General features: G+C 62.2%; 9 protein-coding genes. 7 read left to right on the top strand and 2 right to left on the bottom strand.

What is annotated here, in order from left to right; genetic code table 11:
* Positions 1-721: 721 nt before the first annotated feature.
* From NKH49_RS30305 to NKH49_RS30285, 5 genes are all read left to right on the top strand, one after another.
* Positions 722-7,951 carry an RHS repeat-associated core domain-containing protein gene (locus tag NKH49_RS30305; protein ID WP_352929141.1) on the top strand — a complete coding sequence of 2,410 codons (7,230 nt, stop codon included), beginning with the start codon at positions 722-724 and terminating at the stop codon, positions 7,949-7,951.
* Between the two features lie 508 nt (positions 7,952-8,459).
* Positions 8,460-9,377, top strand: coding sequence for an NADP-dependent oxidoreductase (locus NKH49_RS30300; protein WP_352929139.1), 918 nt, complete (start codon positions 8,460-8,462; stop codon positions 9,375-9,377).
* Positions 9,378-9,710: 333 nt separating this feature from the next.
* Positions 9,711-10,082 (top strand): hypothetical protein, encoded by a 372-nt coding sequence (locus NKH49_RS30295; protein ID WP_352929137.1) that lies wholly within the window; start codon positions 9,711-9,713, stop codon positions 10,080-10,082.
* Positions 10,083-10,217: 135 nt separating this feature from the next.
* Positions 10,218-11,621 (top strand): FAD-binding oxidoreductase, encoded by a 1,404-nt coding sequence (locus tag NKH49_RS30290; RefSeq protein WP_352929135.1) that lies wholly within the window; start codon positions 10,218-10,220, stop codon positions 11,619-11,621.
* A gap of 51 nt (positions 11,622-11,672) precedes the next feature.
* On the top strand, positions 11,673-15,020 hold the full coding sequence (locus NKH49_RS30285) for an AAA family ATPase (RefSeq protein ID WP_352929134.1): 3,348 nt from the start codon (positions 11,673-11,675) through the stop codon (positions 15,018-15,020).
* 230 nt (positions 15,021-15,250) lie between these two features.
* On the opposite strand, the gene NKH49_RS30280 is transcribed toward NKH49_RS30285, so the two are convergent.
* Both NKH49_RS30280 and NKH49_RS30275 read right to left on the bottom strand, forming a co-directional pair.
* Complete coding sequence (locus NKH49_RS30280; RefSeq protein WP_352929132.1) at positions 15,251-15,556, bottom strand: putative quinol monooxygenase; 306 nt, start codon at positions 15,554-15,556, stop codon at positions 15,251-15,253.
* Positions 15,557-15,623: 67 nt separating this feature from the next.
* Entirely contained in the window at positions 15,624-16,637 is a 1,014-nt protein-coding gene (locus NKH49_RS30275) for an NADP-dependent oxidoreductase (protein ID WP_352929130.1), read from the bottom strand.
* An 88-nt stretch (positions 16,638-16,725) separates the two neighbouring features.
* On the opposite strand from NKH49_RS30275, the gene NKH49_RS30270 reads away from it, so the two are divergent.
* Both NKH49_RS30270 and NKH49_RS30265 read left to right on the top strand, forming a co-directional pair.
* A complete protein-coding gene (locus NKH49_RS30270; RefSeq protein ID WP_352929128.1) occupies positions 16,726-17,658 on the top strand; it encodes a LysR family transcriptional regulator in 933 nt (310 codons plus the stop codon).
* Positions 17,659-18,010: 352 nt separating this feature from the next.
* Positions 18,011-19,783 (top strand): adenylate/guanylate cyclase domain-containing protein, encoded by a 1,773-nt coding sequence (locus NKH49_RS30265; RefSeq protein ID WP_352929126.1) that lies wholly within the window; start codon positions 18,011-18,013, stop codon positions 19,781-19,783.
* The last annotated feature ends 724 nt before the right edge of the window (positions 19,784-20,507 follow it).

The raw sequence follows: 20,507 nt of genomic DNA, 5'->3' as shown, positions 1-20,507 counted from the left end.
CACGAGCGTTGCAAGCTAGACCGGCCGGAAAGCGGGCGGCGCAAAGGTGACCTCGTCACGAGCGGGCGACTTCGCTTGACTAGCGCTCGACGCATTGATTGCCTTACCAGACGTTGGCTCGACCACTCTGACCTAAACCATACGCAGAGACGAAACAGCGTTTTCCGCCGTCCAACGCCCGACTAATTCTTTAGTTTCGCTGCCGCCGTTTTGAGCTTTTCGGGATCATTGCCGACGCGCTTGATTAGCGCCTCGGCCTGAGGCCGTGCTTCCTGCCTCCGGCCCTTCCATTCCCGATTTTCGCGCACAGCTCACAGGCAATAATCAAGAGAAGGAACGTGCCCCCAAATGCCGCCACAGCGTATCCGCTTTCTGCCATCGGCTTTAGAAGCCCGATATTCCGGTTCCGGTCCCTAAACGGCCTGTCAGCTTCGCGCCGATATTGTTGAAACAGTCCGATACAGTTGACCGTGTCAGCCGGAAGGGCTTTGCTAGGGCGTGCGGAGACCTTGCGATGCTGTTTTCAATAAATTTTATTCGCTTTCGTCCTCTGGTCGGTTACGGTTTCGGTCTTCTCCTTACGTTTTCAACAGCCGGCGTCGCCCTCGCCGACCCGGTCGCGAGCTTCACTGGACCGGCAACGGGCGTGTTCACGACGCCGGGGAACGATGCCAGTGTCGATAGTGCCCGCGGAACGCTCAATTACACCTACAGTTTCGAGTTGCCGCAGGCGCGCGGACTCGCTCAGCCGCGCTTGTCGATCACCTATCGCTCTTCGGCCGGCGACGCGGAGGCGGGCTTTGCCTGGGGGCTCGATGTACCCAAGATCGAAAACCGGCCTCTGTCTGGCTGGCCCGAGAGAGGCAGCGGCGGCGCCGCATCGCGAGAGCGCTTCGCGATCGATGGCCGGCCGCTCGTCGCGATCTGTACGACCGGTGGTCCAAATGTCGATGTTCCCCCATGCGAACCCGACTTGCTGATCCCGAGTTGGGCACAACCCGGAGGTGCGGGTTGGATCTACTATCGCGAGCAGAACGACCGCAGCTTCAGTCGCTACTTCCTCAGTCCCGATCGGGCGACCTGGCGTGTCCAGCTCAAGGGCGGCGTCATCCAGGAGTTCGGACGGCCATTGCACATGGCCAATCTCGCGGGCGCCGCCTACGAGACCGATGGCAACACCATTGTGCGCTGGCGCCTCGTGCGCCAATTCGAGGCGGCGCGCCCCCAGAACGCGGTCGTCTATCGCTGGCGGGTTTATGGCAAGCGCGGCTTGCTCTACCTCACCGACATCTGGGACACGCCGCGCGCCGACGGAACGCTCGATGTCCGCCACTTCGCGCATCACACCCAACTCGGCTGGACAATCCCCGATTTCAGGACCATCTCATATGCGAGTCGCCTCAAGTCCACCCCCGACCTGAACTTGTCGGCGGTCGGCGTCACCAGTGCTAGCTGGGAGGCCACAGGAACGCGCGACGTCATCCGGCTCTACAATCTCGTCTACATGCAACCGCGTACCGTACCGCTCCAGTATAGCGAGCAGGCGCCGCTGTTCCAGCATTCGTTCCTGCAAGCCATCGGGATGCAGGGGCGCTGCGGCTATCGGGAGACGGACGACGGCGATCTCCCCCGGCTGATCAACTGTCCCTATCTGCCACTCACCACCTTCACCTACCAAAAGCCGGGAGGCGACGCCTATGGCGGCACGTCGACCGATAATCCCGGCTATAATCCCGGTAGCTTCGGCGGCACCATTTCGAAAGTGAACGGCGCCGATCCCGGCATCGCCCAGCGGAACGGCGTTCTGCCCTATATCAACAGCGCTGCGGTTGTGGATTTCAACCGCGATGGATTGCCCGACCTCGTACAAAGCTGGGAGGCCGAAGCGGTGTGCTTCGGTAAGGCCGGGTATGTTCGCGTCCGGTTCCCCACCAATGGTCTGCCGTCGCAACTCGAATGTGTCAACGCCACCAGCGAACGTGTCATCCGAAGCACGCGCCCGATGATGGGCTGGCTCAACACCAGTGCGTCGATTCAACCCGAGTTCACTTATCAATGCATGGATGGGGGCGGTGGGGCGCGCGGCACCTTGCCGTGGTTCATCCGCGAAGGCCTTCCACCGTCCAACAGGCCGCGCCTCGCCAGCTTCCTTGCCGGACAGGGCGCGCCGACGATCCTCGGCAATTTCGGCGACAGCCCGCTCATCTGGGGAGGCGGCGAAGCCAGCTTCCGGCCGTTCCGAGCCACACGCGTGCCGGCCGAGGCGGCGTTTTGCGACAAGCCGGATACGACGCCCGGCTGGCGTTGGGAGCCTGGATCGTTCGATCTACAGGCGTGGCCGAAGAATACGGGCATACTGGGCAAGGAGGATGGGGTCAGCGGACCGCGCTGGTTCGCCGATATCGACGGCGACGGTCTCGTCGATCAGCTGGGCAGCGCCACCGGCTCGACCTTCAACGGATATCTCGACAATACGACACCCCTCTATACGCGCCAGTACGCAGAGGGCGAACGCTTTGCCGGGGGCGGTGCCGGACCGGCCCAGGTGCCGTTCGTCTCACCAGGCAATAACAACGCCCTCGTTCCGAGCACTCGCGCCCCGGCTGGAACGCGGTTCTTCTACACCGACGTGAACGCCGATGGCCTCACCGACCTGGCGTATTTCCCGCCGGTCGGTCCGCTTGTGGTCAGGCCGGGCGACGGACGCGGCAATTTCCGCTGCGACCCCGCGCGCGAGCCGCTGGGCTGCAGCGGAGACGAATATCTTGCAACCACACCCGACGCGGCGCCGTGGAACGTCACAGGTGTAGCCTGGAACCCGCGCTTCGAGCGCTACCTCCGCGACGTCAACGGCGATGGTCTTGCCGATATCGTGATGTTTCGCGACGACACCAATCCGCAGCTGTCGGGCTTGGTTCAGCTCTGGATCAACGTCGATGGCCACACCTTCCGCTGCGCCACCGCGCCGGCCCCGGTGCCCTGCGTCGTCAGCCGGATGGTGGATGACGTTCATGGCTCGACGCTCTTTGGGGCTCACCGCGTCGATTTTGCCGACATGGATGGCAATGGCGTCGACGAGATGGTGCTGATGACGCCGGCCGGCGCTGCGGTCACGCAGTTTGAGCCCATCCTCTCCATAAGCGATTTCGGCTCGCCCCGCCTCGGTTTGCTCACCCGGGTCAGCAATGGCGTCGGTGCAATCACCGACATCAAGTATGCGAGTCTGGCGCAGTTGATGGCGCGCGCCAGCACGCCATGGAAGACTGTCGTGCCGACGCCGGCTTTGGTCGTCGACACGATTCGCACGCACAATGACGTGGCGCCGACCGAGACGGTTGCCGATCCGATCCGCTTCAGCAGACGCAAGGTCTACACCTATCGCGATCCTGCCTATGACAGCTGGACGCGTTCGTTCCTCGGCTTCCGCCAGGTCGACGTGCAGACTGGCGACGAATATGCCGTCACCCGTACGACCTATTGGTTTGGCCCCTGCCAACAGCCGACTATCACGCAGCAATGCCTTGGTGGCAGCGACAACGATCCCGAGGGACCGCGCACCGGCCTGCCGATCCGCATCGAACGTATTGTTGCGGGCACCGATCCCTACAAGCCGCAGGAGGTGCTCTCCTCCACCGACATGTCCTACGAGAACCGCGTTCTGTTCCAACGGGACCGCGAGCGCGACGTGCGAACGGCGTTCCTCGTCGGGCGCGAGACACGCGTCTATACGCCCAAGGGCCCGTTCGGTCCCGGGCTAGAGGAACAGGGAGGCGGCGGCGATGTTCGCGTGCACTCGCCGACGCAGAACGGCGTCGTCCCCGTTGCCGAAACGGCGAGCTACGACAATCTTGGGAATCTGATCAAGAGCCGGCGGCTTGGCCGGGTGCGCGACGGCGTGAACACCGGCGTCAGCAGCCCCGCCGGCCCTGATCCGGTCCTCGTCACCTGGCATGGCAGCCCCAGCGGCAGTGGCGGCGATATTCCCGGGCCGATGCGCTGCGACCGGGAGCTTTGGATCTGCTTTGACGAAGCGATCACCACCACTACCGACAAGGCGCAGGATCACGGCTACCAGACCCTCCGCAAGAAGCGGATCGGCTACACGTCGCAGGGCGATATCGCCTCCATCGAAGGCTGGCTCAATGCCGCCTACCCGCAGCTCAATCGCCATCATGTCAATGGCGCGGCGGTCGCTCCGTTGCCCACTGGCCTTACGACGGGCGCCGGCTGGCATCGGCTGCTCACCAGCAGCTACGACCAAACTTATGGCGGTCTGGTGCGCCAGCAATTGCCGGGCGACCCCGGTGGGTGCACCGGTTATGCCTATGACACGCCCTTCCGCCAGTTCGTTGCTACCGCCCGGCAGTATTACGCCGGATGCGAAGGCAGGGCGCTTGAACAGATCACGGCCTATGAACGCGCCTTCGGCTTGTTGTCTCGCTCAGTGGGACCGGCCGGGGAAACCACGTCGATCATCTACGAGACGTTCGGTCGTCCTCAAAAGGTCGAGTTGCCGCTTCCCGATGGCGCGTCCGCCGGTCAGACGGTCGAAACCTTCAACTTCACCTATGCCGACAACAAGGCGTTCAGCATGGTCTCGACGCTTCAGCATGTCGGGACCGACACGCTGGGGGCCGTCGACGTCGTCAACGCCCTTGGGGAACACATCGCCAAGATTCAGCTTATCGACACGAACTCGCTGCTGGTGAGGGACTGGGTGCAGCGGAACGGGTCGGGGCGCATCGCGACGCGCTATCAGCCGTTCCTCTCCAATGTCGCCACGATCCTCGCTGTTCCCGGCACATTCACGCTGAGCCCGGCCAGCGGCACGCTGAAACTCGAGACGTTCGAGGATTCATACGGCCGGCTGGACGCGGTGTTTCGAAATGGCGACCGCGTGCTGCGCTACGCTTATGAACCCTATGAGACCATTATCTCCAATGCTGCGCAGATCGCCGGCACGGACGGACGAACTCTCATCGAGCACGATGGGTTCGGGCGAATCGTCAAGTCGCTCGAGCAGCAGGGATCGGCGTCCATCGAGACGGAGCTGACCTACACGGCGACCGGCGAGGAGAAAGCCGTCGCGCGCGGCAGCGGCGGAAGCCTACGCACCATCACCACGCGTGAGTTCGATACGCTGGGCCGGCTCGTTCGGCAGAGCAATCCCAACAGCGGTGCCTTCACCTATGGTTGGGACGATACGGGGCGGCTGGTCGGCACCAGCGACGCGCGTGGCTGCGGCGAAAATCTGTTCTATGATGGTCTCGGCCGGCTCAGGGGTGAGGATTATTCACCCTGCGAAAGGCAGCATGCGCCCTATTCGCCGGTCACCGGCACCTCCAGTGACGGCTTCGAGGTCGCCTACACATACGATCAGTATCCCGTGCCCGTCGCGTCCGACGGGACCTTCCAATCCGCGACCGGACTGGCCCTCGGCAAGCTCACCGAAATCCGCGACCGCGGCGCGCGCTCGCGCATGGGCTACGACAATCGCAGCCGGTTGCGCAGCCTGAGCCGCGCGCTGGCCGTTCCCGGCGCACCGGCGGGCACGTACTCGCTGCCCTTCCTGCAGCGCTCCGACTATGATCTGGGCGAGCGGTTGACGATGATCACCACCGGCGCTCGGACGCCGGAGCTGTCGGTGGGCGGGACGAGCCGGTTCACCTTCGCTCATCTCCCGCGGGGTTTGATCTCTACCATAGGTAGCTCATTCGGCACCATTCTGGACAATATCGAATGGGCGCCGACCGATATGATCACGCATCTGCGTTATGGCGATATCGCCACGACCGAGGCGAAGTTCCAGTACGACCCCATCGGACGGCTTTCCGACTATGCCGTCTCCCGATCCGCGCCGTTCATCTGGATGCGGCCGCCCGGGGACTACAGCCAGCCTGATGGCACGACGACGCAGACTGATCTGTTGCACCACGTCTATTCGTTCGATGTGCTGAACCGGCCCACTGCCATTGACGATCTGAGCGCGTCCATCTGGCCCAGCGGTGCCGACCCGCAACGCTTCCGACAATACGCGTACGATGATCTGGGGCGCCTGTTGTCCGCTGGTATCGCCTACACAAGCGGAGGAAGCTGGAGCAATCCATTCGGCGCCGAGGAGGCGGGTGAAAGCGCGTTCCAGTTTCCAACGCGCAAGGCGGCCAGCCGCGCCAAATCACTGAGCTTTGCGTTCGATGCGCAGGGCAATCTCAGCCAATCGACCGACGATCTCAACCTTCCGTTCGACCGATCGCTGGGCGCCACAACTCTCGGTACGCCCGCCGCGGTCTCCGACCAGCTGACCGAGGCCGCGGCGACGTCCGCGCAGTACGACCGGTCGGGAAATGTCACGCGATTGTATGTGACGCGCCGAAGCGACTGTGCGTCGACGGTCGTCACGTGCTCCCACCTCTTCGCCTTCGATTGGGACGAAGTGGGTCAACTCGAACGCTCGCGCCGCTGGGACTTCCTGCCTGGCGGCATCCCGCTCCTCGGGTCGGGTGTCCCCGACGATACGCCGACATGGGACCGCCGCAATGGCTACAGCCTGGGCCAGCGCGTTCTTTCCGGACTGGCCCCCAGGACTGGGGCCACACACTACGATCTCGATCCGCTGGGGACCTTGCACATCAGCGGTGCCACAGTTCTGTCCGACGACTTCCAGATCGGCGCGGACAATGAAGAGGTGCGCCTCTCAAATATCGCCTCGATCCGCTACGACGCCGTTGGTAGTTTGCCAAAGCTCTCCTCCGCGCAGCAGCTGCACGTCTTCTTCCACATCCCGGACGCGCTCGGTTCACCCACCGTGACCATCGATGGTGGGACGAGCGAGGTCGTCGAGCGGACCACCTATTTGCCGTTTGGCGCGACCGACAGCGATTATCGTCCGCAGCGCTGGGGATCCTACCGCAATACGCGCCGCTTCATCGGCAAGACCGAGGATCCCGAGTCTGGACTTCTCGACTTTGGGACCCGGTTCTATTCTCCCTATCTCGGCCGGTTCCTCAGCCCCGACCCCTTGTCGGTTCACGCGCTAGATCCCGACGGCAATGCCTACGCCTATGCTGCGGGCAATCCGATCGGCAATCTCGATCGCAACGGCCTCGACCCCTATACCGACGCCAATGGCGTCGTGCATATGGATCCGGCCTATATCAATGGCACGCCACCGCCACCGCCACCGCCCGCTCCTCCGACACCGCCCCCCACCGCTGGATCCCAGGCGACTCATGCGGGAGCCGCAGGTGTGCTGCCGCTCGACCGCAATACGGCCCTCAATGCGGCGATCGACAATGACCAGCCCATCCACATTCCCTTCACGGACAATTCCTTCTTCACGATCAACCATACAAGGAACGAGATGCTGAACGGCATCATCAACGGCCTTATCGACCAGGCCGATCCGCTCGGGCTGGTCGATGGCGTGCGCACCGTCTCGGGCGGCAAGGCGGATTTGCGCGCGGCGGTGCATCAGGAGACGGGCGGCGATTCAAACGATGAGAGTAAGACCGTCGGCCGCGTTGCGCTAGTCCTGCCGCTGATCTGGAACATCCGCGGCTGGGCGGAGATTTCCGCCTTTGCCGCAGAAGACGCCAAGCTCGTCTCGATCATGAGAAACGTCGAGGCGCTGGAAAGCGCCAAGACCACCCAGCAAACCATCGCCGTAGCGGTCGGACGCGATGGCAGCATCGCTGTCGCGACATCTCGTGCCGGCTTCCTGCCGGCGACCGAAGCCTGGATCAAGTCGCAGGGTTACATCGTTTCCATACTCGAACACACGCATGCCGAAGGCACCGTCATCTCCGGATCGGGAGGCGCGTTCGTTCCCTATCGCGGCGTCGCCTCCAACATCATCTGCGGACAGTGCACCACCTGGATTCAGGACGGCCTGGGCGGCGTGCGCACCGGCCCCCGCTCATTCTTTTTCCCCCTCAGCCTGCCACGCGAGTAGACGAGCAGACCGGCAGATGTGGGGAGGTCTCGGAGGCGTGCGGCGTCGGGGCTCGGCTATGCCGGAGCGCACCTGCCGGTCGCCGAATGCGCTCATCCGCCTCGGTCGGGCGCAAGGGGCCGAGCGGCAACCGGCCCGCTACCGCGCCATTGTCACCAGGCGTCACCATCCGCAGTATCGAACGCGGCTAGCATCACGCCCACCACTCGCGCCTTGCGCCGCACATTGAGAGCCTGCGCCGGGCAGGAATGCCGGAACGATAGGGTGGACGAAAAATGGCCGCGTCAGGCCAAACAATCGGCCCGTTCCGCCCGACGGGGACCAGATGCTCCACCCGTCAAGGTCTACATTGATCGCGGGCAACTGGTTAGTGTCTGCCTTGGACCCACGTACATCGGCTGCGCAATGGTACCATCATTCCCGCCAATCTTTGTCCTGTTTCATGACCAGAGCCGGACATATCTACTGGGCCATCGACGCGTGACATATTAGCGAGGAGACAATTCCGATGAAGGCAATCGTAGTAACGGATCAGGCCGCGGGAACGGCCGGGATGAAGCTGGCCAAGCGGCCCGAGCCGCAGGCAGCGATAAACGACGTCATCGTTCAGGTTCATGCGTCAGGGTTTGTTCCGACTGAGCTGACGTGGCCCTCGACCTGGACCGATCGTGTCGATCGTGAGCGGACGCCATCGATCCCCGGGCACGAGTTGGCCGGTGTAGTCACCGCCCTCGGCTATGGCACCACGGGGCTGTCGGTCGGGCAGCGGGTCTTCGGCCTCGCGGACTGGTATCGTGACGGCACCCTGGCGGAGTATGTAGCCATGGAAGCACGCAACCTCGCGCCACTGCCGGGCGACGTCGACTTCACGGTTGGCGCGAGCCTGCCAATCTCGGGCCTGACTGCGTGGCAGGGACTGTTTCAGCACGGCCGCCTTCAGGCGGGGCAGAGCGTCCTCGTGCACGGTGCGGCCGGCGCAGTCGGTTCGATGGTAACGCTACTCGCACGAGAGGCCGGCGCCTACGTCATTGGCACCGGACGCTCTGCCGACCGTCAGAAGGCGCTCGACTTCGGCGTGAAGGAGTTCGTCGACCTCGAGAACGACGCCCTGGAAGACGTCGGCGGCGTCGATCTGGTGTTCGATATCATCGGCGGCGACATCGGGAAGCGGTCCGCGGGCCTGGTTCGATCTGGAGGAACGCTGGTGTCCATTGTCGGGTCGGTCGAGGTGCGGCCCGCCGACGGCCTGGCGATCGACTTCGTTGTCGAGTCCGATCGTGCCCAACTGAGTGAGATCGTCCAGCGGGTGCGGGACGGGCGGCTACGGACAAACATCGGCAACGTCTCGACCCTCGATGACGCCGTCGCCGCATTCAACTCGACCGAGCGGCGCACGGGGAAGACGATCATCCGCGTTCGTCCGTGAGGGCCTGGGGACGGCGAGGGGTTCTGCCCTCATTGGAGTCTGAACAGGCTGGTAGCGGCACGGAAGTGCGCCGCTCCTCCGGAACTGTTCGGCCGCTTCTTCGCGCATGCCTACCTGCAAGTGCATCATGATTTCGTCTGGTTCGCTGCGATCGATGGCGACCATTTCCATCTCTCGCCGAGCTGGCAGATCAGTCGCAAGCCGCGTTCGCAAGCCGAGATGCCCCACTGGATCTGCGCTCGGCCCGGTGAACTGGCGATCGGAGAAGCCAAGGGCTCCCATCAGAAGAGCAACGCGACGCGTGGGGGTATGCCGGCCCGATGAAGACCGCCGATGACCAAATCAGAGGTGTGCGCGTGCAAAGAGGGTGCGCCCCGGCCTGCGAACGACGTCGCAATCCAAGCAGGTGAAGGGATGGGCAATGATGTCGCGCTGGGGCCTCGCCAATCCTCCGCGCGGCCCTTTCCTCTAGGCCCTCGACCGGAGACCGATGGCGAGAACCTCAACCCCGAGGAGATCGATGAGCTGGTGCAGGCCGTCGCCCAACAGACCGCGTTTGGTCTCGGCCTCCTGAAGGCGTTCGATGACGACACCGCGCCCGTGCCCCGTCACTGTGTCCGCGTCGCCGACGACCAAGAGAAGCGGTTCTTCGGGGGAGCAATCATCACGCCCTTTGGCCCGCTCGACGTGGCTGGCCTGCTTTGACCACCGCAGACATTACATTCTTCCCAGACATATCGATTCGCGTGCTGATGCCATTTCCGATACTATTCGCGAAAGAAGAGATGAGAAGGGGCCACCCGGCTCACGCGCTCATTGAGTATGGGGAGGGGTGGCTGCATGACCGAGGTTCAATTCACCAACCTAAAGGGGGGGACGGTCGCCCTTTCAACCGAAACTCTAACAGCGCTACGACCGCAGCTTCGTGGCACCTTATGCCTGAAAGACGAAGCCGGTTACCACGAGGCGCGTACGATCTGGAATGCCATGATCGACCGGCGGCCAAGCGCGGTAGTGCGCTGCCACGGCGCAAGTGACGTGATCCAGGCAGTGCGCCTCGCCCGCGACAACGGTTTACTTGTCGCGGTGCGCGGCGGAGGCCACAACATTGCCGGAAATGCGGTCTGCGAGAGGGGTCTCTTGATCGACTTGTCGCCAATGCGCTCCGTCCGTGTCGATCCGAAAAACCGAACGGCGCGAGTGGAGCCGGGCGTTACGCTCGCTGAGTTCGACAAGGAGGCGCAGGCCTTCGGTCTTGCTACGCCGCTGGGCATCAACTCGACGACGGGGGTCGCCGGGCTCACACTTGGCGGCGGCTTCGGGTGGCTGAGTCGTAAATTCGGATTCACGGTAGACAATCTGATCTCCGCGGATGTGGTAACCGCTGACGGCGCTCTCGTTCAGGCAAGCGCGGCGGAGAACGGCGACCTTTTCTGGGCCATTCGCGGTGGTGGCGGCAATTTCGGAGTGGTAACATCGTTCGGTCCCGATCTAACGTCGGGACTAATCGTTCACCCATTTGCCCGCGCTCGGGAGCTTCTGGCCGGCTACAGCAAGGTGGCGGCGGCCGCTCCCGACGACCTCACCGTCTGGGTGGTATTGCGCAAAGCGCCGCCCCTGCCGTTCCTGCCGGCCGAGGTACATGGTAAGGAGATACTGGTCTTCGCCGTCTGCTACGCTGGCGATCCAGGGAAGGCGGAGAGCGCGTTGGCGCCGCTTCGCGCGCTCGGCGAGCCGATCGCCGACGTGATCGGCGTGCAGCCCTACGCAGCGTGGCAGTCTGCATTCGATCCGCTGCTCACACCTGGGGCCTTCAATTACTGGAAGTCACACAACTTCACCGCTCTCAGCGACGGACTGCTTGACACAGTGGTCGAGGCGGTCTGGACGTTGCCCACGGGGGAATGCGAGATCTTCATCGCCCAACTCGGCGGCGCCAGCAGCCGCGTGGCCACCGACGCAAGCGCTTATCCTCATCGCGATGCTAACTTTGTGATGAATGTACACACAAGGTGGCGAGACCGCAGCGACGAAAAGGCTTGCATCAAATGGGCTCGCGAACTCTTTGCGGCGACCGCGCCGGACGCGACCGGTGGTGTCTACGTCAATTTCATGCCGGAAGATGAAACAGACAGAATAGCGGGGGCTTACGGCGGCAATCACGTGCGCTTAGCGTCACTGAAGGCCAAATACGATCCGGACAATCTCTTCCGGCTGAACCAGAACGTCACGCCGCAAGCGTAGCAGACGACGGACTGCATTCGAACCGTCTAGCGGAGGGCGCACGGAGGCGACTTGGACATCGGACAATGGCTACGCGACCTCGGCCTGCAGTCTTATGAGCAGGCGTTTCGTGACAACGGGATCGACCTCGATGTCTTGCCCCGCCTAACGGCGGACGACCTGAAGGAGATTGGTGTTTCGGCGGTCGGCCACCGGCGGAAGATTCTTGACGCGGTTAGCGCGCTCGAGGCAGTGCGGCCCGTGGCGGCAGGCCCAAAGATCCCCGATCGGGCAGAGCGACGACACCTCACGGTGATGTTTTGTGACCTCGTTGGATCGACGGCTCTCTCCGCCCGGCTCGACCCTGAGGACTTGCAGGAATTGCTGCAGGTTTATCACGCACGCGTCGGGGACGTCGCCGGACGGCACGGGGGATTCTTGGCCAAGAACCTGGGCGATGGCGCGCTCATCTATTTTGGCTACCCGCAGGCCCATGAGAACGACGCTGAGCGGGCGGTGCGGGCAGGGCTCGCTTTGGTCGAGGGCGTTTCAGAACTGATGGCGGTGGGCGATCATCTCAGCGCGCGTGTTGGCATTGCTACCGGGCTGGTGGTGGTCGGGGACCTTGTCGGCGCAGGCGAGGCGCAGGAGCGAGGCATAGCGGGCGAGACGCCCAATCTCGCGGCGCGGCTTCAGAGTTTGGCCGAGCCCGGCGCTGTGATAATCGCCGACACCACCCGGCGGCTTCTCGGCGACTTGTTCGAACTCGTTTCCTTAACCCCATCGGCGCTCAAGGGCTTCTCCCAACCAGTGCCGGCCTGGAGGGTGATCGGCGAGGGACGGGCGGAAAGTCGATTTGAAGCGCTGCACGGCACGCAGCTCACCCCGCTCGTCGGCCGCGCAGAGGAGCTTGACCTCGTGCTGTCGCGCTGGCGGCAAGTAAAGGAGGGGGCCGGGCAGGTGGCGCTCATTTCAGGCGAGCCGGGCATCGGCAAGTCGCGGCTAGTCCTTGCGCTGCGCGAACGGCTGCAGGGAGAGTCGAAGGCATCGCTTAGCTATGCTTGCTCGCCGCACCATACGAACAGCGCGCTCTTCCCGTTTGTTACGCAGCTCGAGCGAGCATTGGGATTTTCGCCAGATGATGCCTCAGAGGTAAGGCTCGAAAAGCTTAAATCGCTGCTGCAGGAAACGGCTACAGAGCCGACCCTGTCAGTGGCGCTCTTTGCTGACTTGCTCGGAATTGCGAACGGCTCGGGGCACGTACTGGCGGCGATGGCGCCGCTGGAGAGGAAGGGCCTTCTTTTCCGGGCTTTTCTCGCGCAGATCGAGCGGCTGACAGCGGGCGGCCCGGTGCTGGTGATGCTGGAAGACGTGCACTGGCTAGATCCGACTTCGCGGGAGCTTTTCGATCAAATGGTCGAGCGCCTTCAGCGTCTGCCGGTGCTGTTCGTCGCGACGTTTCGCCCCGACGTGCCGCCACCCTGGATTGGTTTCCCACATGTCATGCTGCTTACGCTGAACCGTCTGGCGCAAGCGCAAGCCCGATCGCTTGTCGAGAGGGTCACTGGCGGCAAAGCGCTCCCTCGGGAAGTGCTCGACCAGATCTTGGCGAGGACGGAGGGCGTACCGCTCTTCACCGAGGAACTGACTAAAGTCGTGCTCGAATCCGGATTGCTCCGGGATGCTGGCGATCGCTACGTTCTCGACGGCCCCCTCCCGCTGCTGGCGATACCTGCAACGCTGCACGACTCACTAATGGCGCGTATCGACCGGCTCTCCTCAGTGAAAGAAGTAGCCCAGATCGGTGCCTGTATTGGCCGAGAGTTCGAGCACGAGCTGCTCGCGACGGTTGTCCCACTGCCGGGGGCCGAGTTGACAACTGCGCTGGATCGTTTGGTCGCGGCGGAGCTGGTTTTTCGCCGCGGTGTTCCGCCGGCGGCAACCTACATTTTCAGGCATGCGCTGGTGCGTGACGCTGCTTATCAAAGCTTGCTGCGCCGGCGCCGCCAGGAATTGCATGCGAGGATTGCCAACGCGCTTGAAAGAGATTTTCCGCAAACGATCGAGGCTAGGCCCGAGCTCGTCGCCCATCATTTCCAGGAGGCAGGACTCCTTGAGAAGGCGGTCGGATACTGGTTGCTGGCGGGCCGTTTGGCGGCCGCCCGCTCGGCTAACGTGGAAGCAATCGCACATCTGCGATCGGGGCTCGCAAGCCTTGCGTCGCTACCTATCGACGAACTGCATGCGCAATTGGAGCTGTCACTGCAACTGGCGCTCGGCGGCCCATTGCTGGCCACTAAGGGGTTTGCATCAAACGAAGCTGAGGCAGTCTACCAACGCGCCCAGCAATTGAGCCGGGAGCTTGGCAACGACGCGGATCTCTTCACCGCGATACGAGGGCTTGGATATGTCTATCACGTGCGCGCAAATTTCCGCGAAGTTCCGCAGTTGATCGACGAGGCGATCGCCCTTGCGCGTCGAATTGGTGACCCTGCTGTGCTCGTCGAAGCTTACTATTTCGCCGGAGCACCGACATTCCATCTCGGCACATTTCAGGCCGCTCGCGATTGGATTCAGCAAAGCATGGAAGTTGGCGACTATCGCGGCCGTTTTCATTCGGAGGTATATGGTATCAATTTGGGTGTTTTCAGCCGCTCATATATCGGCCATTGCGACTGGCATCTCGGCTTTCCCGACCGCGCCCTGCAAACCGCCAAGGAAGGGCTCGCAATCGCACGGGAACTCGCACACCCCTTCAGTTTGGCGATTGCGCTCGATTACCTCGCAATGATGCATCAGTTCCGACGCGAGCCGGAGGCGGCGCTTAGGATCGCTGAGGAGGCGCGCGGCCTCTGCCAGGAGTATCGGTTCGACTACTACGGGGCATGGAGCGCGCTAGTGCGGGCATGGGTCATAGCAGAGCAAGCCCCGTTCGAAGAAGGGCTTGCGGTTTATGAGGCGGCATTGGTCGAATTCGAGAAGACCGGGGCCCTCGTACGAATGCCGCACTATCTTTGCCTGCTGGCCGCCATTCATCGTAAGGCTGGAAGACGTGCCTCCGGGCTCAGATGTGTAGCCGAAGCGGCGCAGATCGCTGAGAGAACTCTGGAGAGCTGGTGCGATGCAGAGCTCGAACGCGAGCGCGGCGAACTATTGCTTCTTGACCCTAGTGACCAGGCCCGCAGTCAAGCCGATTCTGCCTTCAAGCAGGCAATCGAAATCGCCGTCGCTCAGGGCGCAAAGATGCTTGAACTGCGGGCTAGCACTGCCCGCGCTCAGCTCTGGGCTGCGCGTGGCGAACCCCAGAGGGCCTTTGACACGCTGTCGCCAGTCTGTGGCTGGTTTACGGAGGGCTTTGAGACGCCCGACCTGCGCTTGGCCAAGACGCTGCTTGGTGAGTTGCGACAGTCTGAGCACTGAGAGGGGCGCGACTCGACCGGCCGCACTTTCAATTTCCAACGCGGAGGCTCAACATTGGAAGGGGGCGAACGTCTGCTCCTGAGCCGGCAAGGTCTGCCGTGTGTGGTGAACGGTCCGGCAGCTATCAGGACAAGAGAAGCGCTGTCGATAGCTGCCGTCCACGTGCCCCGGTTGCGAGCGCAGATCTGCAGACGATCCGACTGCCGCTCTACGCTCGCCGGCGTACTTTGCTACTCGTCCATCAAGCCACGTTCGCTCAGGACGTCGTACTTGAGAATTTCACCCGTAATGGTGTCGCCCCATCGACCAACGAACGCCATCGTGTCGGTAGCATGGAGATGTGCAGTGAGTGCGGCCTGGTCTCTCCACCGTTCGGCGATCAGGAGGCGGCCGGCAAGCGGATCGTCCACAGCCGAGTCATAGGAAAGATTTCCGTCCCGCTGCCGCGTAGCGATGGCGAGGTTCTGGAGATCCTGGACAAACTCGGCGACCGACGAGGGCTCGACGTACATATAACCGGTAACAATCAGCATCATGGCTAACCTTGGTGGATCCCGCTCGGCCGTCTGCACTTCCGACGATCGGGCGGCTGACAGCAACAAATCAGACGGCCAGCACGATCTTGCCTTGAATACTGCCGTCGGCGGCGCGCTCATGTGCGCGCGATGCCTCGGCCAGCGGGAATGTGCTGTCGATGACGACACGCACAATCCCGTCGTCGAGCAGGTGGGCGGCTTTTGCCAACTGCGCGCCAGTGGATCGAACCTGTGTAGTTGAGACCGTGATCCCCAGCTTCTCTGTCTCCTCGTGACCAGCGAAGCCCAGCGGGTTGACCAGGAACAGCGCGCCACCCGGCTTCAGAACATGGAAGAAGCGCTCCATGTCCGCGCCGCCCACCGCGTCGAGGACAAGGTCGACGTCTCGGACGACATCTTCCGCCCCGGTTGTCTTGTAGTCGATGAACTGATCCACGCCGAGATCGCGCATCAGCGCCTCGTTCTTGGCCGATGCCACCGCGATGACGCGAGCGCCCCGCCATTTCGCCAACTGGACGGCCAGATGCCCGACACCGCCTCCGGCACCGTTGATGAGCACCGTCTTGCCGTCGAGGGGCACCGGCTCATGCCGGAAGGGCTGGAACGGATTCGGCTCGTCGTGGCCAAGTTCGATCAAGAACTGCCATGCCGTCAGAAGCGACATCGGCGCGCCGGCCGCATGAATATGGTCGATGCCGGCTGGTTTCAACGCAACATGCGATGCCGGCACACTGACATAATGCGCATAGGCATTGCTACCCGTCATTAGGTCATCGGGAAAGCGAACCATTGCATAGACCTCGTCGCCGATGCTGAACTCAGCGACGTCGGCGCCAACCGCTTCAATGACGCCCGACACGTCCGTGCCAAGAATCAGTGGGAAGGATGCGTTCGGTCGCCATTCTGGCGGCAGTGCGCGATAGCCGTCCCGCAGATACCAGTCGGGCGGATTAAGCCCTGCCGCCTGGACGCGGACAAGCACCTCGCCGGGCTTCACATCCGGCCTCGGCGCGTCTTCGTACACCAGCACCTCGGGACCACCGAATGCGTGCAGACGGACTGCCTTCATCTTGTCGCTCATTGGTCAAATCTCCGCTCATGTTGTTGGAGCGAATCTAGCGGCATCACTGCCGGTTGATAATCGGTGCCGATGGCGCTTAAGTAGTGCCATGGCGGAACATATCACTTTGGATCGGCTCACTGGCATCATCGCCTTCGCGCGTGCCGGATCGCTGGGCAGCTACACGGCAGCGGCGCGCGCGCTGTCGATTTCCCCGTCGGCCGTCAGCAAGAGCGTTCAGCGGCTCGAGCGGCATTTGGGGGTCTCGCTGTTTACGCGTACGACGCGCTCGCTCACCTTCACGCCCGAAGGGCGCGACCTGCATGAGCGCGCGCTGCGTCTGCTACGCGAGGCGGAGGAAATCGAGCAGGCAGCAATGACCGCGCGCTCCGAACCATCGGGCACGTTGCGCGTGGCCGCGTCGCTGCCGATCGGACTCCACCTGATCGCTCCGGCTTTACCGGCTTTCCGTCGGCTCCACCCTAACCTGGTCGTCGATCTCAGGCTGGGTGACCAGATAGTGGACATGATTGAGGAAGGGATCGATGTCGCCATACGCATCGGTGATCTGGCTGACACCCGGCTACTATCACGGAAGCTCGCACCCCATCGGCTTTGCTGCTTCGCCTCGCCAGCCTATCTCGAGGAACGCGGCACCCCGACCCATCCGGATGAGCTGGGAGGGCACGAAACCGTCAACCTTCGGTATCAGAGCACAGGCCAGACCTTTCGCTGGCCCTTCCGGATTGGCGACCGCGAAATCGAGATCGTGCCCAATGCCGGTGTGGTCGCCGATGCCAGCGATGCCGTGCTCATCATGCTGGCAGCCGGTGGCGGGATAGGCATAGGCGCCTCCTTCATGGCGGCTCCCTATGTGAAGCGCGGCGATCTGGTCCCGGTGCTGTCCACGTTCGCTATCGAGCGAAATAACGTCACCGTGCTCTGGCCGGCAAGCCGACGCGCCAACCCCGCGGTGCGCGCCTTTCTGACCATGCTCGACGCCGCTTTCATGCAGCGAATGCCAGCTTCAAGCATCGACTGATCTGGCGCGGAAGGGTCGCTTATGGGCGGCCGGCGCGATGGCACGCACACCATCATTGCTCAGCTAAGTCCGCAAAGCGCCTCATGTCGGGCGTAGAGGTCAGCTTTGCCGCCGCCCTGAAGCAGACAGCGCCAACGACAGCTGGTGGTGCGAGGCGGACCTTAGACGCCGATGAAATGAACGTCCGTACCTGGCGCAACCGCCACCTGCAGCGTAATTCACTTTCAATCCAGGTCCCGCACAGCTGTATTTGAGGCTGTCTCGGAATTCAGGCTTTCGAAAGTCGCCTTGGAAAACGGGGGTTCTGTAGATCAGTCTGTGCTATGTCGATTAATCGACAGGAGTGGACAAAGTGAGCGAGACTCGGAAGCTTGCGGCGATCCTGGTCGCCGATGTGGTCGGATATAGCCGGCTGGCGGCGTCGGACGAAGATCGAACGCTGGCGCGACTCCGAGCGCTCCGGAGCGATCTCATCAATCCCACCATCGCCGTGCACAGGGGGCGCGTCGTGAAGCTCACGGGCGACGGGACCCTCGTAGAGTTCCGGAGCGTTGTTGACGCCGTGCGTTGTGCAATCGAAATGCAGAACGGTATGGTCGAGCGCAACGCTGGCGTACCGCCTGGGCGACGCATTGAATTTCGCGTCGGCATTCATCTCTGCGATGTTGTCGAGGAGAGCGACGGCGACCTGATGGGCGATGGTGTCAATATTGCCGCCCGTCTAGAAAGTGTCGCTGAGCCGAACGGCATCTGTTTATCGGCCGCCGCTTACGAACAGGTGCGCGACAAAATGAAGGAAGAATTTGTCGATCTGGGCGAAAAGGAGCTCAAAAATATCGCACGCCCTGTGCGGACCTATGGTCTACGTTTGCGCGATACAGTGCCAAAATCCGAAGCGGCTGCGTCGGCCGGGTCCTCCGAAAACTTGGCGCTACCGGACAAGCCTTCGATTGCTGTTCTGCCATTTCAGAACATGGGCGGCGACCCGGAGCAGGAATACTTCGCCGATGGCCTTGCCGAGGACATCATTACTCGGCTGTCGCGTCTTCGTTGGCTCTTCGTGTCAGCCCGCAACTCTCTGTTCACTTACAAGGGAAAAGCAGTCGACGTCAAACAAGTCGGTCGAGAGCTTGGCGTTCGGTATGTGCTCGACGGAAGTGTAAGGCGCTCAGGGCATCGCCTCCGGATAGGCGCGCAAGTCAGTGACACATCGACCGGCGTCCAAGTGTGGGCTGAACGATACGATGTAGAGTTGTCGGAATTCTTCGCGCTTCAGGATCAGATTGCCGAGAGTGTCATCGCCGCGATCGAGCCGCGGCTCTATACGGCGGAACAGCAACGCTTTCAGAGCAGTTCCCCCAACAGTCTTGACGCTTGGGGATTCGTCATGAAGGCGATGCCATATGTCTGGACCTGGAGTTCGGCGACCGAAATCGAGATTGCACAAGGATTTTTGAAGCAGGCTACGGACCTCGATCCTAACTATCCCCGCGCTAACAGCCTGTTGGCGTGGGCTCACGCGGCCCGCGTTCTGTCAGGGTGGGCCAACGCAGTGGACATTCTGCCCACCTCTCGCGCCCTCGCGCAGCGGGCGATCCAACGCGACCCCGAGGACCCGTGGACTCATTTAGCGGCAGGGTTTGTCCACATGGTTTCGCGAGGCTTCGACTCTGCTGTGAGAGAACTAAATGAAGCAATCGAGCTAAACCCGAGCTTCGCGTTTGCGCATTCGATCCTGGGCTCAACTTACGGATATGGCGGAATGCCAGCCGACGGGCTCAACCACCTTGAAATTGCGGGAAGGCTAAGTCCTCGCGACCATACCTATGCGGCGAACTTCTCCATTCTTGGGTTATGTCATTTCATGGCCGGACGGTATGCAGACGCGGTCGAATGCGAATGTAGGGCGGTGGAACTCCGCCCCCATTTCGGGTCGGCATGGCGGACGTATGCGACGGCCGCTGGTATGGCCGGTGAACTGGACATCGCGGTTCATGCGCTTTCGGAGGCCAAGCGCCTTCAACCGTCCCTGTCGCTCCAATGGGTAGAAAAATTTCATCCGATCGTTCACGACAAGCACCGTGCCCTCTATGTAGAGGGGCTGCGAATTGCCGGGCTTCGATAGTTGCGGATGCTACTGAAATAGTGCTTGTGCTCGTTTTTCGCCGTCGACCAGCTGTGCCGCCATACACGACTCTCCGAGCTGCGCCTAGGCCGGTTGAAAGAGATCAGTGTGCGACTTCCCGAAAACAGACCTCCGCCCCTACGCCCAATCAATTCGGATCGCGACCCTGAAGATAGGATCAGTCCGCTGGAGGGCCTAGTCGTACTTTTCGTGGTACCAGCCGAGTGCGTCAATACCCGCGGCGCATGAGACGGCGTTGAACCCGACTTTGTGTGGCTGGCCACGGTTCACATTGCATCACGTTCAAGAACCTAAAATTGTTGATTGCGAGCGAAATCTCGCCTCCCAATGCCGCAGGTCCGCATAGTACGACGCGTGTCATTCTCGTCGGCAAGCCGGGCTGAAAGCGTCTGACATGCATCGAGATCGTGTTTACGCGGGGCAAATTCCTGCTAAAACAGATTCACCCTTTGGACCGGGTCGTCGTCGGTTCCCATGCTGGTGTCAATGACGCTTTCTCAATCGCGCGGGAGAAACATAGCCCCTGGTCTCATTGGCGGAATGAAAAAAACCTTCGTAGGCATCAGCAACACAACAAAAGGCTTTCTTCGTTCAATCGACGGCGATTCGAGCTATTAGGGCCGTCTGCGAGTCCTTATGCTCCTCATCGAAGCGGATCGGCAGCGACACGCCGACGTCGGCATGGCTCAGTGCAACAACGTTC

The organism is Mesorhizobium sp. M1088 (genome assembly GCF_040318575.1).
Lineage (GTDB): Bacteria > Pseudomonadota > Alphaproteobacteria > Rhizobiales > Rhizobiaceae > Mesorhizobium.
This window is presented reverse-complemented; position numbering and strand designations above follow the sequence as displayed.